This is a genomic window from Marinomonas sp. 63XJN7_7_ISO-PGPR-S23-202 (assembly GCF_056173505.1).
This window is the reverse complement of record NZ_CM149677.1, coordinates 3,037,222-3,054,352: the sequence shown is the minus strand read 5'-3', so window position 1 is coordinate 3,054,352 and position 17,131 is coordinate 3,037,222. Positions and strand designations below refer to the sequence as shown.

Sequence of the window (17,131 nt, the reverse complement as noted above, 5' to 3'; positions counted from 1 at the left end):
TTGGTCTTCCTTTAACCCCTTCCAGATCACCTATCGATTAATACATTGTATTAGGGCGTGCTTGTCGTGCTGTTTGTTCCGGCTGTAGTGTTTGTCCCATTTGCCGTGTCTGTTTCTGTGGTATCCGAGCTTTGTGTTTTAAGTCGATCTAGGTTTCGCTGTTGAATGGCATCGTCTAGTTTCATTGGCTCGAAGTAAAGTAGGGTGCCGATAATAGGGTGGTCAAGATAGTTTAGTTTTTTGCTGGCAGTCTTATTTTTCAGCTCAACATTTAACACTTGAGTAGGCATGGGGCCAAGGGGTTGATCGCTTGCTTGTCCGGGACTGTCTTGATTGCTACTTTGAAGGTCTGTGCTGTCGTTGCTTGTACCCTCAGGCGATGTGGTTTCAGGTAGTGGCGTAAAGAGATAATGGTGATATTTGATGTCTGTTTCTAAGTAGTGAGCATAGCGAACAGAGATGGTGCCGGTTAGTTCAGGGTAGCCATTGGTGTTGGCATCACTGTGGAACGATTCATGGATAACATCGCCTCTTTTATCAAAAATCAAAATCCACCGTTCATTGATTAGCACCGGAGCATGGGGAGCAATTTTATTTTTAAAGTCATCAAAAGGAACATACAAGGGTTCAATATCGGCCCCTTTGGATGAGTTGTCGTCCGTGTTAGTGTTGTCTACTGGATATTGCGGGAGCGCACTCGGGTCTTTGACCTTTTGATAAGTAATCTTCTCGCTAGAGGCATAGCTAGGCCATATAAAGGTCAATAAATAAGCCTGATAAGCTCTGGCAGTGTCTGGATTGATATCGTCACTATCAGCAGCGAACAGAGGGGTGCTGAGTGATATCAGAGTGAGTAGGAGTATGTAATATCGTTTCAATGTAATTGTTCCAGCGTTTTGTAGGTTTGTTGGAAGCGCTCTTCTGCGCTGCTCATTGTTGCCATGTATTTTAGTGTATCCGATCCAACCAATTTATATTGGTCTGGCTTTGTCTGTATGAGCTTGATCAGTTTCATTGGATCAACAGGGGTTTTACTACTGAAGAATATTTTACCTTCTTTTTGATTCGCTTCAATTTTAGTGATGCCAAGCTTCTCCGCTTTGAGCTTGATGTCCGCTTGACGAAACAGATTTTTCGTTGGGTCGGGCAATAGACCAAAGCGGTCGATCATTTCCACTTGTAACTCTTTCAGCTCTTCATTATTTGAGGCACTGGCAATACGTTTATACAGAATTAAGCGCGAATGCACATCACCTAAATAATCTTCTGGTATCAAAGCCGGAACACGCAAGTTGATATCGGTTTGTGCCGGAGAGCTAATATCCACATCAGGGGATTCACCATTTTTTAGGGATTTGACAGCTCGGTCAAGCATGTCCATAAATAAAGAGAAGCCGACGTGTTCAATGTGTCCGCTTTGCCCTTCACCTAATAGTTCCCCCGTGCCGCGAATCTCTAAGTCATGAGTTGCTAAGGTAAAGCCTGCGCCAAGGGTGTCGGCCATGGTGATGGCTTCAAGACGTTTCTCTGCATCTTTGGTAAGCTTTCTGTCTTTGGGTGTCAGTAAATAGGCATAAGCTTGGTGATGAGAACGGCCAACGCGACCACGTAGTTGATGAAGTTGGGCTAAGCCAAATTTATCCGCCCGTTCGATGATAATGGTGTTGGCGTTAGGAATGTCTATCCCTGTTTCAATAATGGTCGAACACACTAATACATTGGCGCGTTTGTGGTAGAAATCGGACATCACTTGTTCGAGTTCTCGTTCGCGCATTTGTCCATGCCCGACCAGTACCCGAGCCTCAGGTATGAGTTCGCTTAGCTCTTGCGCGGTTTTTTCAATGGTTTGAACTTCATTATGTAGGAAGTAGACTTGGCCGCCACGATGTAGCTCACGCAGGATGGCCTCTTTTATTTGGTATTCGTCTCTTTGTTTGATAAAGGTTTTGACTGACAAGCGTTTTGCCGGCGGTGTGGCAATAATCGATAAATCGCGAATGCCAGAAAGAGACATATTCAATGTACGAGGAATGGGTGTGGCAGTTAAGGTTAGAATATCCACTTCTGCACGCAAGGCTTTGAACTGATCTTTTTGTTTCACCCCAAAGCGATGCTCTTCGTCGATGATAACTAAGCCAAGGTTTTGGAATCTAATATCGCTTTGAATGAGCTTATGGGTACCAACAACAATGTCGGCTTTGCCTTCTTCAAGCCTTTTTACGGCATCAGTGGTTTGTTTGCCTGAGCGAAAACGAGATAGGAGTTCTATTTGCACGGGCCAGTCGGCAAACCGGTCGCAAAAGTTTTCGTAATGTTGTTGTGCTAGCAAGGTCGTTGGGACCAGCACGGCAACTTGTTTACCGCCAGCCACGGCTAAAAAAGCGGCACGCATGGCAACCTCGGTTTTACCAAATCCGACATCACCGCAAATCAGCCGATCCATGGGTTTCGAGTTAAGCATGTCTTTGACCACGGCATCGATGGCCAGTTGCTGATCTGGCGTTTCTTCGAACGGGAAACCGGCGGCAAATAGCTCATACTGTTCGTCGGGTCGACTAAAAGCATGACCAACACGTGCTTCACGTTTTGCATAAATTTCTAATAGTTCGGCGGCGGTATCACGGGCTTTCTCAGCCGCTTTTTGTTTGGCAACACTCCATTTGTCCGTGCCGAGCTTATGGAGTGGGGCGTTTTCTTCGTCGGCCCCTGTGTAGCGAGAGATTAATTGCAACGACGAAACGGGTACATAGAGCTTGGCATCGTTTGCATAGCCGAGAGTTAATAATTCAGTTTCTTGCCCATCTATTTCTAAATTGGTAAGTCCTAGATAACGGCCTACACCGTGATCAATATGAACGACGGGGGCGTTGAGACGAAGTTCGGTTAAGTTGCGAATGATGGCGTCTTCATTGACGTCACCGTGCTTACGTCGGCGTCGCTGAGAAACACGCTCCCCAAGGATCTCACTTTCGGGGATGAGGGTTATCTCGCCCCGTATTTGGAAACCACGGGAAATACTTCCTTCGCTAATGGCAAGAGGACTTTTTCCTGAGATAAAAGTGTGCCAGCTTTCACTGTAGTCAGGGTTGATTTTGTATTTTTTTAACAGCTCTAACAGGGCTTCACGACGACCAGCGGTTTCCGCGACGATGAGCACACGAGTGTTTGTCTCGCTAAGGAAACGTTCCAATTTACCGATAGGGTTGGGGGATTTTGAGTCGATTTTGACATCACTGATTGTGGTGAAACGATCGTTTCTGCCGTTTTTTGTAAAGATAACGCTAGAGAATTGGTTCAAGGCCGCAAAGAGTTCATCTTCTCTTAGGCAAATTTCATCAGGTGTCAGAATAGGTCGTTCGATATCATAGTTGAGTGATTCGTGGCGGCTTTTGTAATCAAGTTGAACGCTGGCGACTTGTTCATTAAAACTGTCGGTGCGAATAATCAGTGCTTCATCGGTGAGGTAATCGAAAAAATGACTGGTCTGGTCAAAAAATAAGGGCAAGTAATATTCGATACCTGATGGAATGATGCCACTGGATATGTCTTGATAAATAGGGCTGGATAGTGGGTCGACATCAAAACGTTCTCGGAACGCTTGGCGAAAGTGCTGTATGCCTTGTGCGGTAGTGGGAAATTCTTTTGCGGGTAGCATATTAATTTCAGCGACTTTTTCGATGCTACGTTGGGTCTCCGTATCGAATAAGCGAATGGTTTCAATATCGTTATCGAACCAGTCAATTCGAATGGGGGTGTTGGCCCCCATCGGAAACACATCCATTAAAGCACCACGAACTGCAAACTGACCATGCTCGTGAACATTGTCAACATTCAAATAACCTGCATCCGTCAGTTTTTGAGCGAGCTTTTCTAATGGTAGCGTTTGTCCTTCCTTGACATGAAAACGTTGAGCTTCTAAATGTTGGCGAGGACAAAGTCTGATAAAACAAGACGCGACGGTTGTCAAAATAATAGGGTTGGAGGATTCTGACAGCTTAGCTAAGGTCTCGAGACGCTGGGAAACAATGTCCTGATGGGGAGAAAAGGCATCGTAGGGGAGTGTTTCCCAATCACTAAAGCGTAATATTTCTTGCTCTTGGTCGCTTAAGAAGGTGAGTTCATCTTCCAGTTCGTTGAGTTCGGATATGGTATCCGTGATGAAAACAATAGGGCGTTTTTCCTGTTTGGCAATAGCCAGCAGTTGTAAGGCACTGCGGCTACCGTCAATGCCAGGTAGAAGGTTTTTGTAACCGGGTTTTAAATTAAGCGACAGAGTATCTGGCATGGTATTAATCGATGTCTTTTGTAGCGCAAAGAGTTAGGGAAACAGAGTCGGCAAAGCGTAATGCATGGGGTTTTTCAATTTTTACTTTTACTGAGCAGACGTTGCTGGGCTTCATGCAAAGAGTGAGTACATCGGAAGTGAGCTTCTCAAGTAATAGGAAACTATTCGTTTCGACGTGATGGATGATTTCTTTGCATATGGTGCGATAATTAACCGCTTTATCAATATCATCGGTTTGGCTTGCTTCAACTGCTGGGTAGTCAATCCAAGCGTTTATCACAACATCTTGTTTGTTTTTCTTTTCCGATTCGTTGAAGCCTATATAGGTACGTAGCCGAAGGTTCTCAATGTGAATTTGGGCATTGGCTTGCTTCATAAATGTCTTATCTTCCTAATAGTATTGGTGAAGTTGAGCGAAAAAACCGTTCCATATAGCTAGCTAGTATTATTGTGTCGTTTTCACTGAATGATGGCAACTGAAAGTCATGCACATTGTGCCAGCCTATTTTCTGTCGCATTTAAGGGCCTTTTTGTGACTAACCGTGAGTAGACTGTTTAAAAAAAGGATAAATAGAGTAAAAAACGCATATAATGTGCGTTTTTTGTACAGCTGGCGTATTAATATGGACGAATATCGCGAAAACAGTAAAGGATAAGTCCGAAAGAAACTGTGGAATAGTAGTCAAGGCCAACAATGATCACTATAATACCTCGGTTTTTTGGTGAAGTGGATTTGCGTTTTATAACAAACATTTCGTTTGCTATTCGCTTTCGAATGTTTTCCCGGAGGGGGTCGTGAGCAAAACGTACAACGCTTTTGTGTTCAATTTATTGTTGGGCAGAACATATGTATAAAATTACTAAAGGCCTAGATCTTCCGATCAGCGGCGCTCCCAATCAGGTGGTTGAGAATGTGGCAGCGGCAAAATCAGTTGCTGTGATCGGTCCTGACTATCATGGAATGAAACCCACCATGATGGTTCAGGAAGGGGACAAGGTCAAAAAAGGACAGGTCATCTTTACGGATAAGAAAACGGAAGGGGTAAAGTACACCGCTCCTGCCTCAGGTGTTATCTCTTCTATTCACCGCGGACAACGACGTGTGTTTCAGTCTGTGGTGATTGATGTGGAAGGAAATGAAAAAGAGACTTTTGCTTCATACGCTGGCACAGAGTTGAAAGGTCTTGAGCGTGATAAAGTGGTTGAGAACTTAGTTGATTCTGGTTTGTGGACGGCTTTTCGTACTCGCCCGTACTCTAAAGTGCCTGAAATTGCCTCTGAACCTCATTCTATATTTGTTACAGCAATGGATACCAATCCATTGGCCGCCTCTCCTGAAGTTGTTTTGGCCGATCAAGGCGAAGCTTTTGCTGATGGTCTAACTATACTGACACGTTTGACATCAGGAAGCGTTTTTGTGTGTAAAGCGCCTGATGCGAAAATTCCTACGACGTCAGATGTTAAAGTAGAAGAGTTTGCGGGCGTTCATCCTGCTGGTTTAGCTGGTACGCACATTCATTTCTTGGACCCAGTTAGTGAAAAGAAAACCGTTTGGTCCATCAATTATCAAGATGTGGTGGCAATCGGTAAGTTGTTCCTGACAGGTGAACTGTTTGTTGAGCGTGTAATAGCCGTTGCTGGCCCTCAGGTTAAAAAACCACGTCTTGTTCGTACCCAGTTAGGGGTAAACCTTGATGTGCTAATGGCTGATGAGCTAAAAGACGGTGAAAACCGTATTATCTCTGGTTCTGTTTTAACGGGCCGTAAAGCGTTTGGGCCATTTGCTTACCTAGGTCGCTATCATAATCAGGTTACTGCGCTTCAAGAAGGACGCGAACGTGAAATGATGCATTACTTGCGAGCAGGTGCCAAAAAACATTCTGTCTTGAATGTTTTCTTGTCTAAGCTCACAGGGACATCATCATTTGATATGACAACAACGACCAATGGCAGTGATCGTACCATGTTACCACTTGGTCATTTTGAACGCTTAATGCCGCTAGATATTTTGCCAACTCAATTGTTGCGAGCATTGGTGGTAGGGGATACAGAACAGGCGCAGAAATTAGGCGCTCTAGAGTTAGATGAAGAAGATTTGGCGCTGTGTACTTACAGTTGTTCGGGTAAGTTTGAATACGGCCCGATCCTTCGGGATTGTCTAACTCTGATAGAGAAAGAGGGTTGATTTATGGGGCTTAGAAAAGTACTCGATAAAATGGAGCCTGAGTTTCATGCAGGTGGTAAATATGAAAAATGGTATGCGCTCTATGAAGCGGTTGATACGATTTTTTATCGCCCAAGCTCAGTAACGAAGAACGGTTCTCATGTACGTGATGCCGTTGATATGAAACGCATCATGATTTTGGTGTGGCTATGTACTTTCCCTGCCATGTTTTTTGGTATGTACAATATTGGTTTTCAAGCTAATACGGCTATAGCAGCCATGCATACTAGTGCTGGTGACTCTTGGCACCAGTCTATCATCGGATTTTTGGCCGGTCATAACCCTGCTAGTATTTGGGATAATATGGTGTACGGGGCCGCTTATTTTTTGCCTGTTTACCTTGTTACCTTTGTTGTGGGTGGTTTTTGGGAGGTCTTGTTTGCGACCGTTCGTAAACACGAAATAAACGAGGGTTTCTTTGTTACCTCAATTCTATTTGCTTTGACAATGCCACCGACTGTGCCGCTTTGGCAGGTTGCGCTGGGTATTACCTTTGGTGTGGTATTGGGTAAAGAGGTATTTGGCGGCACAGGTAAGAACTTTCTCAACCCTGCATTGGCGGGTCGAGCGTTCTTATTCTTTGCCTACCCTGCTTCCATGTCGGGCGATTCTGTTTGGACGGCGGTTGATGGTTTCTCCGGAGCAACACCATTAAGCCAGATTGCGGCGAATGGTGTGACGAGTTTGAGCACAACTTGGTCTGATGCTTTCTTTGGCTTTATTCAAGGGTCGATGGGAGAAACATCAACCTTGGCGATCTTTATCGGTGGTGCCATTCTAATGGTGATGCGTGTTGCTGCTTGGCGAATCGTTGCAGGTGTGATGATTGGTATGATTGCAACATCTTTGTTGTTTAATTGGATAGGTTCCGATACAAACCCAATGTTTGCAACACCTTGGTACTGGCATCTGGTGCTGGGCGGTTTTGCTTTCGGCATGATGTTTATGGCGACGGATCCGGTGTCTGCCTCTATGACTCAGCGTGGTAAGTGGTTCTATGGTGCTTTAATTGGTGTAATGGTGGTGTTAATTCGTGTGGTTAACCCTGCTTACCCAGAAGGTATGATGTTGGCAATTTTGTTTGCTAACTTGTTTGCACCTTTTATTGACCATTTTATCGTTCAGGCAAACATTAAACGGAGGATTGCACGCAATGGCTAGCGGTAACGAAAGCATCAAAAAGACGATATTAGTTGCGCTGGCTCTATGTTTGGTTTGTTCTATCTTTGTTGCGGCTGCGGCGGTCGGCTTAAAACCGATTCAAAAAGCCAATAAAGCTCTAGACCGGAAACAAAATATCTTGGCGGCGGCTGGGATGTTAGAGCCAGGTAAATCTGTTGACGAGCTTTTCAAACGTGTTAAAACGCGAATTGTTAATCTGGACACAGGTGAATTTGCTACTCCAGAGGAGCTCAAAGCAGCGGGTATAAATCCACTAACATACGATCAAAAAGCGGCGGCTCAAAATCCAAAATTGTCTCGCGCTTTACCATCTGACCAAGATCCAGCGGATATTAAGCGTCGTGCTAAATTCGCGCCTGTATATTTGGTGATGTCTGGCGATAAAATCAATAAAATTGTCCTACCTGTTCACGGCTACGGACTTTGGTCAACAATGTATGGATTTATAGCGCTTAAGAATGATTACTCTACTGTTGTTGGTTTTGGTTTTTACGATCAAGGCGAAACACCTGGATTAGGTGGTGAAGTAGACAATCCAAACTGGAAAGCGTTGTGGAAAGGTAAAGAAGTTTATAACAACCAAGGCAAGCCCGTTATTCGCTTGGTAAAAGGTGGTGTAAACAATGCTAGTCCTGATGCTATTCATGAAATAGATGCTTTATCTGGGGCGACCTTGACCAGTCGTGGTGTGACGCATCTGGTACAGTACTGGATGGGTAAACATGGCTTTGGGCCTTTCTTGGCAAAGCTTCGTAGCAAAGGAGTTCAATGATGTCTGAAGTAAAAAAAGTCCTTTTTGGACCCATTTTAGCGAATAACCCAATTGCTCTACAGATCTTGGGGATCTGTTCGGCTCTTGCGGTGACCAGTAGCATGAGTGTGAGTTTGGTAATGGCGATTGCGTTGACCTTGGTAACCGCCTTTTCTAACTTCTTTATTTCGATAATTCGTAATCATATTCCTAGCAGTATTCGTATCATTGTGCAGATGATCATTATTGCTTCTTTGGTTATTGTTGTGGATCAAGTGCTACGTGCGTTTGCCTTTGAAATAAGTAAACAGCTTTCCGTGTTTGTTGGTTTGATCATTACAAACTGTATCGTTATGGGGCGTGCAGAAGCCTATGCTATGCAAAATGGCCCTGTGATGAGCTTCTTGGATGGTATTGGTAACGGTCTTGGGTACAGTGCCATGTTGATGCTGGTTGCCTTTTTCCGTGAGCTGCTTGGTGCGGGCAAACTGTTTGGTCACGTGGTTTTTCAAACGGTCCAAAACGGTGGTTGGTACCAGCCCAATGGATTGATGCTTCTTCCTCCAAGTGCCTTTTTTGTTATTGGTCTTATTATCTGGGTGTTACGCTCAGTGAGAAAAGAACAAGTGGAAGAGCCTGAATTCAAAATAGCGGCTAATTCACGTACGCAGGAGGCTTTATAAATGGAACATTTAATCAGTTTATTTGTTAAGGCTGTTTTCGTTGAGAATATGGCGTTAGCCTTCTTCTTGGGAATGTGTACTTTGTTGGCTTTGTCCAAGAAAGTTGAAACAGCTCTTGGTCTTGGTGTGGCGGTTATTGTGGTGCTTGCTATCACCGTTCCGCTAAACAATTTGCTGTATCAGAACCTGTTGAAAGATGGGGCGCTTGAGTGGGCAGGATTGCCTAATGTCGACTTAAGCTTCTTGGGATTATTGAGCTATATTGGTGTTATTGCCGCAGTGGTTCAGATTTTAGAGATGACGCTTGATAAGTATGTTCCAGCATTATACAACGCGCTCGGTGTGTTCTTACCTCTGATTACTGTTAACTGTGCCATCATGGGGGCGTCGCTGTTCATGGTTGAGCGCGATTACAATTTCAGTGAAAGTGTGGTTTACGGTGTTGGCGCAGGGATCGGTTGGGCTTTGGCAATTGTGGCGTTGGCGGGTATTCGTGAAAAACTCAAATATTCGGATGTGCCAGCGGGTCTACGTGGTTTAGGTATTACCTTCATTACCGTAGGCTTGATGAGCTTAGGCTTTATGTCGTTTTCGGGCGTGCAGCTTTAATTGCATAAAATGGACAACCAAGAATAAGGTTTAGCAAACATGAACTTAGAAATTATTCTAGGTGTAGTGATGTTCACTGCGATTGTGCTGGCTCTGGTGGCGATTATCCTCGCTGCCCGAGCTAAGCTGGTGAGCTCTGGTGACGTCACGATTAGCATCAATGGTGAAAAGGAAGTGACTGCACCTGCAGGTGGTAAGTTGCTTCAAACCCTAGCAAATAGCGGTATCTTTTTATCCTCTGCCTGTGGTGGCGGGGGAACGTGTGCGCAGTGTAAGTGTAAGGTGTTAAGTGGTGGCGGTTCTATGCTGTCCACTGAGCAGTCTCACTTTACTCGTCGAGATGAAAAAGAAGGTTATCGACTTTCATGTCAGGTATCGGTTAAACAGGACATGGAAGTTGAGGTGCCAGAAGAAGTGTTTGGTGTTAAGGCTTGGGATTGTACCGTTGAGTCTAACCCCAATGTGGCGACCTTTATCAAAGAGTTGACGCTTAAACTCCCAGAAGGCGAAAACGTTGATTTTCGTGCCGGTGGTTATGTTCAGCTAGAAGCGCCACCGCATACGGTACATTACAAAGATTTCGATATCGAAGAGGAGTACCGTGGAGATTGGGATCAATTTAATCTTTGGAAGTTTACCTCTAAAGTGGATGAAACCGTCATTCGCGCTTACTCGATGGCTAACTACCCAGAAGAGAAAGGGTTGGTTAAGTTTAATATTCGTATTGCTTCGCCGCCACCAAGAAAAGATGATGTGCCACCTGGTCAAATGTCATCCTATGTTTTTAGTTTGAAGCCTGGTGATAAGATCAAAGTATATGGTCCGTTTGGTGAGTTCTTTGCAAAAGATACCGATGCTGAAATGGTCTTTATCGGTGGTGGTGCTGGTATGGCGCCCATGCGTTCTCATATTTTTGATCAGCTCAAGCGCTTGCACTCTAAGAGAAAGATTTCTTTCTGGTATGGTGCTCGAAGTATGCGAGAAGCGTTTTATATTGAAGAGTACGATAAGCTTCAAGAAGAAAATGAAAACTTCGAATGGCATTTGGCCTTGTCAGATCCGCTTCCAGAAGATAACTGGGAAGGTAAAACGGGCTTTATTCATAATGTGTTGTATGAAAACTATTTGAAGGATCATCCTGCACCAGAAGATTGTGAGTTCTACATGTGTGGACCTCCAATGATGAATGCGTCTGTTATTAAAATGCTAGAGGACCTTGGGGTTGAGAAGGAAAATATTCTTCTTGATGACTTTGGTGGCTAGCAACCAAAAAAGACCCGCCTCTTAGGTGGGTCTTTTTTTATAGAGGGATTGGGTAGGTGGTGTGTGAGGTGTTTGGATTAGAATTCAACAACTTATCATATTTTCTCCTAATTTGATTGGCTTTTTAGATGGGGTAGAGTGCGCGCCTTATGCAAAAAGCTTTATAATGGGGTACCAGATAATGAAACGGAGGTTGGCTAATTCGCTAACTTTCGAATGAGTAGTTGAGTGATGTTAGGCGTTAGTTATTCATCCATTAGCTAGCGCACCTTAACTACCTAAATATGGAAAGGCTTGTAGGGCCTTTTCAGATAGGAGGATTAATTATGTTAACTGTTGTTTTAGTGTTTGCTTTGATGTTGGTTGTTGTTGCTGCAATGGCTGTTGGTGTGATGATGGGAAGAAAGCCTATTGCAGGTTCTTGCGGTGGCATGAGTGCACTTGGAATGGAAGTCGCATGTGATATTTGTGGTGGAGATAAAGGGAAGTGTGAAAAAGAGTCTAAAAAATTAGCCACCAAAAAAAGTGTATCGGATGAAGCATTCTACGATGCATCTAAGTAATTGTATTTGAAGGGGATAAAATGACGACGAGACATTATGATGTCGTAGTATTAGGCACAGGCCCTGCTGGTGAGGGTGCTGCGATGAATGCAGCCAAAGCTGGAAAAAAAGTGGCCGTAGTGGAAGCAAGTCCACAAGTGGGTGGTAGTTGTACGCATCTTGGAACGATTCCATCAAAAGCACTGCGCCATGCGGTAAAAGAGATCATTGTTTTTAATACCAACCCTATGTTCCGTGATATTGGTGAGCCTCGTTGGTTCTCATTTCCTAAAGTGCTTGACCGTGCGAATAAGGTCATCGATAAGCAGGTAATGGGAAGAACCGAATATTATGCGCGTAATCGTATAGATATTTATTTTGGTCGTGGCAAATTCAAAGATGCGAATACCATTGAAGTAAACACCTACGAACGTGGTCCTGAGGAGTTGGTTGCCAAAAATGTTGTCATTGCGACAGGTTCTCGTCCTTATCGCCCCGCTAATATTGACTTTACTCACCCTCGTATTTATTGCTCAGACACGATTTTAAGTTTGAGCCATACACCCCGTTCTTTGATTATTTATGGTGCGGGCGTTATCGGTTGTGAATACGCTTCTATTTTTTGTGGTTTAGGGGTGCGTGTTGAGTTGATTAACCCAGGCAAGAAATTGCTTAGCTTCCTAGATGAAGAAATTACTGATGGATTGAGCTATCACCTGCGCGATGGTGGCGTGCTAATTCGTCATAACGAAACCTTTGAGTCAGTGGAGACCACAGACCGAGGTGTTGTATTGAATATGGTATCCGGTAAAAAATTGCGAGCGGATGCGCTGTTGTTCTGCAATGGCCGATCCGGTAATACGGAATCGTTAGGGCTTGATAGTATTGGTTTAGAGCCAAATGGACGTGGACAGCTATCAGTGAATCATATGTATCAAACGGCAGTAGAAAATGTCTTTGCGGCTGGTGATGTGATCGGTTGGCCCAGCTTAGCAAGTGCAGCTTATGATCAAGGTCGTGCTGTTGCTGCCAATATGTTTGGTATAGAGGGTGGTCACTTTATTAGTGAGGTGCCAACTGGTATCTATACCATTCCTGAAATCAGTTCGATTGGTAAGACTGAGGCTGAGCTAACCGCAGAGAAGGTGCCTTATGAGGTTGGGCGTGCATTCTTTAAGAATACGGCACGAGCTCAGATCACAGGGGAAGCGGTTGGTATGTTGAAAATTCTTTTTCATCGCGAGACGCTTGAAATTTTGGGGATCCATTGTTTCGGTGACCAAGCGTCAGAGATTATTCACATCGGTCAAGCTGTCATGAAGCAACCGGGTGAACAAAATACCTTGAAGTACTTTTTGAACACGACGTTTAACTATCCAACGATGGCCGAAGCTTACCGTGTGGCCGCATTAAATGGCTTTAACCGCGTCTTCTAAAGCGGTTGTTTTGTATTGAATGAGAACTCTGTAGCTTGCTCGAAGAGCAAAAGCAAAAAGGGCGCTATCTTCCTAAGTTAGCGCCCTTTTTTACGGACATAGGGTATAAAAAACGCTTGATTAGCTATCTTTAATGGCGTAAATGCCTTTTAGATTACGAAATGCGCCTTTGTAATCCATACCATAGCCAAATAAAAAACGGTCTTCTACGTCCACACCAATATAATTTGGTGTTAGATTGATTTTGCGGTTATGCAGTTTATTGATAACCGTTGCCGAATAGACTTTGTGGGCCCCTTGTTGTTCGAACCATCCGATGATGGCTTTTAAGGTGTGACCTTGGTCAAAAATATCGTCAATAATTAAGATGTCACGATTTTTTATATCGGTTTGAGGATAGCTCAGCCATTGAAGAGCGGTGCTGCCTTCTGTATCCATTCCATAACGAGTGGCATGAACGTAATCAAGCTCTAGTGGAAAAGAGAGTCGATCAAGTATGCCAGCAGTAGGTATCAGTCCGCCATTCATGACGCAAATAACTAAGGGGAAAGTGTCTTGTAGGTCTCTGGTGATTTGTTCGCCCATTTTATCTAAGGCACTCTCGATTTGTTCCTTGCTGACTAGGCAGTCGGCTTGCTCTAAAATGGTGTTTAGATCGTTAATTTTGTTGATCATAGCTAACTCTATTAATAAATTTCGGCAATTTTAACCTAATCTTGATCGAATGCTAAGCTCTTAATGTGATGTATGCTCGCGCAAAGGCAAGTTGATGCCAAAATAATGATCCATGTGAACTGTAGCCAGATCAAAAAAATCGGCAAGGCAGCAAATGCCCCATAAACGACTTGGTAAGAGCTAAAAAAGTGAGCGAAGCTACCAAATAAGGTGTTCAGCAAAAACAGTCCAATGCTGCCAATAAATGAGGCAAAGGCGGCAATTTTCACTGAAACATCGGTATTAGGAGTCAAAAAATTTAAGGTAAACAGCATAAAAAAGTACAGTGCAGAACTGCCAAAGTCGATTAAGTTCTTTATCGATTCGCTCGCTTGAATGTCTCTGATTTCATAGGACAATAATGTGCCGTATAAGCTCAGAGAGGCGGCAAAAATAATCGGACCAAGGGTGAGGATTGCCCAATAAGTAAGCAGCTTGTCGCGAATTTTACGTTGCTTTTTAATATTCCAAATGGACTGGACGCTACCCTCAAATGTGTTCAGTAGTAGAAGGGCTGTAATAAACAGAGTCACGATACCAGCAGCAGGAAGGTTTTTTGCCTGTTGAGAAAATTTAATTAAATACGGGAAGATAGTATCTGTTGTTCCTGGTGTTAGGTGGGTGCTGAGAAAATTAAAAAGTTGTGTTTGCATGTCTTTAAGAGCTGGCGTTAGGCCAAGGATGCCGATCACGATAGTGATGATCGGTACAGCGGCCAATAAACTTGATAACGTGAGTTGTGCTGCTCGTTGTGTCAAATTGCTTTGTATAAACCGTGATGAAGTATGATGAGTGTAGCGTTTACTAAGGATATAGAGATAACGGAAACGCTCTTGCATCAGATAATCCTCATAAATTAAGCTCAAGTGAGTGATTTTATCATGCCTGATTTTATTCAGTATATCGCCTATTTGTCATGCAAATAGTTGAGATAAGTAACAGTATGTGCACAAAGCACAAATATGGTGCAAGGTGGCTCAGGTTGGGGCGTTGGGCTTGTTTTATTGTTTGATTGTAGGTAGTATGTGTCTTGTTCCTTTTGTGATATTTGTTCCGTTGAAGACTAAATTTTTAGTTGAATTCGGTTCCTTGGTGACGAAAAGTCATTTTTAGCCCAGTTTACTGGGCTTTTTTATGTCTTTGAGTTGACGATTGATATTCCATCCCTATAATAGCCCACCAAATGAAATGTAATGAGCTTTGTTCCGTTAGCTCAGTTGGATAGAGCAACCGCCTTCTAAGCGGTAGGTCACTGGTTCGAATCCAGTACGGAGCACCATTTCAGTCCATTACTTTAATAGGTTTAAATTTAGGTTTTGTTGCTGTTGTCGACTGGTGATTAAATTTAACCGTGACAACATCAACAAGTTAAAACACATTCCCGAGAGGAAGTTTTATGCAAGTTTCTGTAGAGACAACGTCTCCAATCGAGCGCATTCTTACAATCAGCGTTCCTGCTGCTCGAATCGAAGAAAAAGTAAGTTCTGAAGTGGCTAAAACTGCGAAAACTATCCGTATTGATGGTTTTCGTAAAGGCAAGGTGCCTGTAAGCGTTGTTAAAAAACGTTATGGTCAAGGTATTCGCATGGAGGCTATTGAGCAAATTATGCGCGATGCCTACATGGAAGCACTACAAAAAGAATCTATTCAACCTGCAGGCATGCCATCTATTGAGCCTAAAAACGTTACTGAAGGCGCAGATCTTGAATTTGTAGCAAAAGTGGAAGTTTATCCAGAAATTACATTGGCTGATGCATCCACTATCAATGTTCAGCGTGTTAATTCTGAAGTGACTGATGCTGATGTTGATACAATGCTTGAAACGCTTCGTAAGCAAAATGCTGATTGGTCTGCTGTTGAGCGTGAAGCGGCTGATGGTGATCAGGTGACAATCGACTTTGTTGGCTACCTTGGCGATGAAGCGTTCGAAGGTGGTGCGGCACAAGGTCATAAGCTGGTTCTTGGTTCTAATACTATGATTCCTGGCTTCGAAGACGGTATCCTTGGTGCTAAAACAGGTGAAGAGCGCACTATCTCTGTCACTTTCCCTGAAGACTATCAGGCAGAAAACTTGAAGGGTAAAGAAGCAACCTTCAAAATAACGGTCTCTGAAGTAGCAGAACAAATTATTCCTGAGTTGAATGATGCCTTTGTTGAGAAGTTTGGTCTTGAAGAAGCAACAGTAGACGCTTTGCGTGCCGAAGTTCGTAAAAACATGGAGCGTGAATTGAATCAAGCTGTGAAAGCGAAGTTGAAAAACAGCTTGTTTGATGGTCTATTATCTATTAATAGTGATGTTCAAGTGCCATCCGCTATGGTTGATCAAGAAGTAGATGCGTTGCGTAAGCAAGCTGCCCAGCAGTTTGGCGGTGAAGGTTTCGATGCATCTCAGCTACCAGCTGAATTATTTCAAGAAGAAGCTTCTAAGCGTGCTAAACTGGGTTTGTTGATTGCTGAAGTGATTAAACAGCAAGAGCTAAAAGTGGAAGAGGATCGTGTTCATGCGTTCCTTGAAGATATGGCCCAGGCTTATCAAGAACCACAGCAAGTGATCGATTACTACTTGAAGAACAAAGAACAGCTTTCGCAAGTTCAATCTGCTGTACTTGAAGAGCAAGTTGTTGATAAACTGTTGGAAACAGCCCAAATTACTGATGTAACATTGGGTTATGAAGACGCTATCAAGCCAGAAGCCCAAGTTGAAAAAGAAGGCGAAGAAGCATAATACTCTTCTTATCTTTTTAAATAAGGCCGGCATAGCATTTGTTATGCCGGCTTTTTTGTATTAAGGAATGCGATATGAATTTGAAAAACCCAACTACTGGTCCTGTTGCAATCACTAGCAATGGTCTTGTTCCAATGGTTATAGAGCAGACAGCTCGTGGAGAAAGATCATTCGATATCTATTCGCGTTTGCTCAAGGAGCGAGTCATTTTTTTGGTGGGCCAAGTGGAAGATCACATGGCGAATCTGGTTGTTGCTCAGTTATTATTTTTAGAGTCTGAAAACCCGGACAAAGATATTCACTTGTATATTAATTCTCCAGGTGGTTCTGTCACGGCGGGGATGTCCATTTACGATACCATGCAGTTCATTAAACCTGATGTCAGTACTATGTGTATTGGTCAGGCGGCTAGCATGGGGGCGCTATTGCTTACAGCAGGTGCTGCTGGTAAGCGTTATTGTTTGCCTAACTCCCGTGTTATGATTCACCAGCCATTAGGTGGATATCAAGGTCAAGCCTCTGATATTGAAATTCATACACGTGAAATTTTAAGTATTAAACACAGACTCAATGAGATCATCTCATTTCATACTGGTAAGGCCATTGAGGACGTTGCCGTCGATACAGATCGTGATAACTTTATGAATCCAGAAATGGCGAAAGAATACGGTCTAATTGATGATATTTTACAAAAACGAACTGTTTAAAAAAAAGGGT

The 17,131-nt window shown here is 43.5% G+C and carries 15 protein-coding genes and 1 tRNA gene; 11 read left to right on the top strand and 5 right to left on the bottom strand.

What is annotated here, in order from left to right; translation table 11 throughout:
- Nucleotides 1-50: 50 nt before the first annotated feature.
- From AC0VYG_RS14175 to folX, 3 genes are read right to left on the bottom strand one after another with little or no spacing between them, the layout of a single operon-like run.
- A complete protein-coding gene (locus tag AC0VYG_RS14175; protein ID WP_475428625.1) occupies nt 51-878 on the bottom strand; it encodes a hypothetical protein in 828 nt (275 codons plus the stop codon).
- On the bottom strand, nt 875-4,285 hold the full coding sequence (mfd, locus tag AC0VYG_RS14170; protein WP_475428624.1) for a transcription-repair coupling factor: 3,411 nt from the start codon (nt 4,283-4,285) through the stop codon (nt 875-877). The genes AC0VYG_RS14175 and mfd overlap by 4 nt, the downstream gene beginning before the upstream one ends.
- 4 nt (nt 4,286-4,289) lie before the next feature.
- Nucleotides 4,290-4,661, bottom strand: coding sequence for a dihydroneopterin triphosphate 2'-epimerase (gene folX, locus AC0VYG_RS14165; protein WP_475428623.1), 372 nt, complete (start codon nt 4,659-4,661; stop codon nt 4,290-4,292).
- A 471-nt stretch (nt 4,662-5,132) separates the two neighbouring features.
- Between folX and AC0VYG_RS14160 the strand changes: the two genes are divergently transcribed.
- The 8 genes from AC0VYG_RS14160 (at nt 5,133) to sthA (ending at nt 12,975) form a co-directional block, all read left to right on the top strand.
- A complete protein-coding gene (locus tag AC0VYG_RS14160) occupies nt 5,133-6,470 on the top strand; it encodes a Na(+)-translocating NADH-quinone reductase subunit A (protein ID WP_475428622.1) in 1,338 nt (445 codons plus the stop codon).
- A gap of 3 nt (nt 6,471-6,473) precedes the next feature.
- A complete protein-coding gene (locus AC0VYG_RS14155) occupies nt 6,474-7,670 on the top strand; it encodes an NADH:ubiquinone reductase (Na(+)-transporting) subunit B (RefSeq protein WP_475428621.1) in 1,197 nt (398 codons plus the stop codon).
- Nucleotides 7,663-8,463 carry a Na(+)-translocating NADH-quinone reductase subunit C gene (locus AC0VYG_RS14150; protein ID WP_475428620.1) on the top strand — a complete coding sequence of 267 codons (801 nt, stop codon included), beginning with the start codon at nt 7,663-7,665 and terminating at the stop codon, nt 8,461-8,463. The genes AC0VYG_RS14155 and AC0VYG_RS14150 overlap by 8 nt, the downstream gene beginning before the upstream one ends.
- Nucleotides 8,463-9,125, top strand: a complete 663-nt coding sequence (locus AC0VYG_RS14145) for an NADH:ubiquinone reductase (Na(+)-transporting) subunit D (RefSeq protein ID WP_475432548.1) — start codon at nt 8,463-8,465, stop codon at nt 9,123-9,125. Before AC0VYG_RS14150 ends, AC0VYG_RS14145 begins: the two co-directional genes overlap by 1 nt.
- Nucleotides 9,126-9,734 (top strand): NADH:ubiquinone reductase (Na(+)-transporting) subunit E, encoded by a 609-nt coding sequence (gene nqrE / locus AC0VYG_RS14140; RefSeq protein ID WP_067015186.1) that lies wholly within the window; start codon nt 9,126-9,128, stop codon nt 9,732-9,734.
- A gap of 39 nt (nt 9,735-9,773) precedes the next feature.
- On the top strand, nt 9,774-10,997 hold the full coding sequence (nqrF, locus tag AC0VYG_RS14135) for an NADH:ubiquinone reductase (Na(+)-transporting) subunit F (protein ID WP_475428619.1): 1,224 nt from the start codon (nt 9,774-9,776) through the stop codon (nt 10,995-10,997).
- A gap of 326 nt (nt 10,998-11,323) precedes the next feature.
- Nucleotides 11,324-11,560 (top strand): (Na+)-NQR maturation NqrM, encoded by a 237-nt coding sequence (gene nqrM / locus AC0VYG_RS14130; RefSeq protein ID WP_475428618.1) that lies wholly within the window; start codon nt 11,324-11,326, stop codon nt 11,558-11,560.
- Between the two features lie 20 nt (nt 11,561-11,580).
- Complete coding sequence (gene sthA / locus AC0VYG_RS14125; protein ID WP_475428617.1) at nt 11,581-12,975, top strand: Si-specific NAD(P)(+) transhydrogenase; 1,395 nt, start codon at nt 11,581-11,583, stop codon at nt 12,973-12,975.
- 120 nt (nt 12,976-13,095) lie between these two features.
- On the opposite strand, the gene AC0VYG_RS14120 is transcribed toward sthA, so the two are convergent.
- Together AC0VYG_RS14120 and AC0VYG_RS14115 are read right to left on the bottom strand one after the other, a co-directional pair.
- The gene (locus AC0VYG_RS14120; RefSeq protein ID WP_475428616.1) at nt 13,096-13,650 is read right to left on the bottom strand and encodes a hypoxanthine-guanine phosphoribosyltransferase; all 555 of its coding nucleotides are present in this window, start codon (nt 13,648-13,650) and stop codon (nt 13,096-13,098) included.
- Between the two features lie 35 nt (nt 13,651-13,685).
- Complete coding sequence (locus AC0VYG_RS14115; protein ID WP_475428615.1) at nt 13,686-14,528, bottom strand: YihY family inner membrane protein; 843 nt, start codon at nt 14,526-14,528, stop codon at nt 13,686-13,688.
- Nucleotides 14,529-14,891: 363 nt separating this feature from the next.
- Here AC0VYG_RS14115 and AC0VYG_RS14110 point away from each other — a divergent pair.
- The 3 genes from AC0VYG_RS14110 (at nt 14,892) to clpP (ending at nt 17,121) form a co-directional block, all read left to right on the top strand.
- Nucleotides 14,892-14,968 (top strand) — tRNA-Arg (locus AC0VYG_RS14110).
- A 117-nt stretch (nt 14,969-15,085) separates the two neighbouring features.
- Nucleotides 15,086-16,414: a trigger factor gene (tig, locus tag AC0VYG_RS14105; protein WP_475428614.1), complete on the top strand. Its 1,329-nt coding sequence runs from the start codon at nt 15,086-15,088 to the stop codon at nt 16,412-16,414.
- Nucleotides 16,415-16,488: 74 nt separating this feature from the next.
- A complete protein-coding gene (gene clpP / locus AC0VYG_RS14100) occupies nt 16,489-17,121 on the top strand; it encodes an ATP-dependent Clp endopeptidase proteolytic subunit ClpP (RefSeq protein WP_067015172.1) in 633 nt (210 codons plus the stop codon).
- The last annotated feature ends 10 nt before the right edge of the window (nt 17,122-17,131 follow it).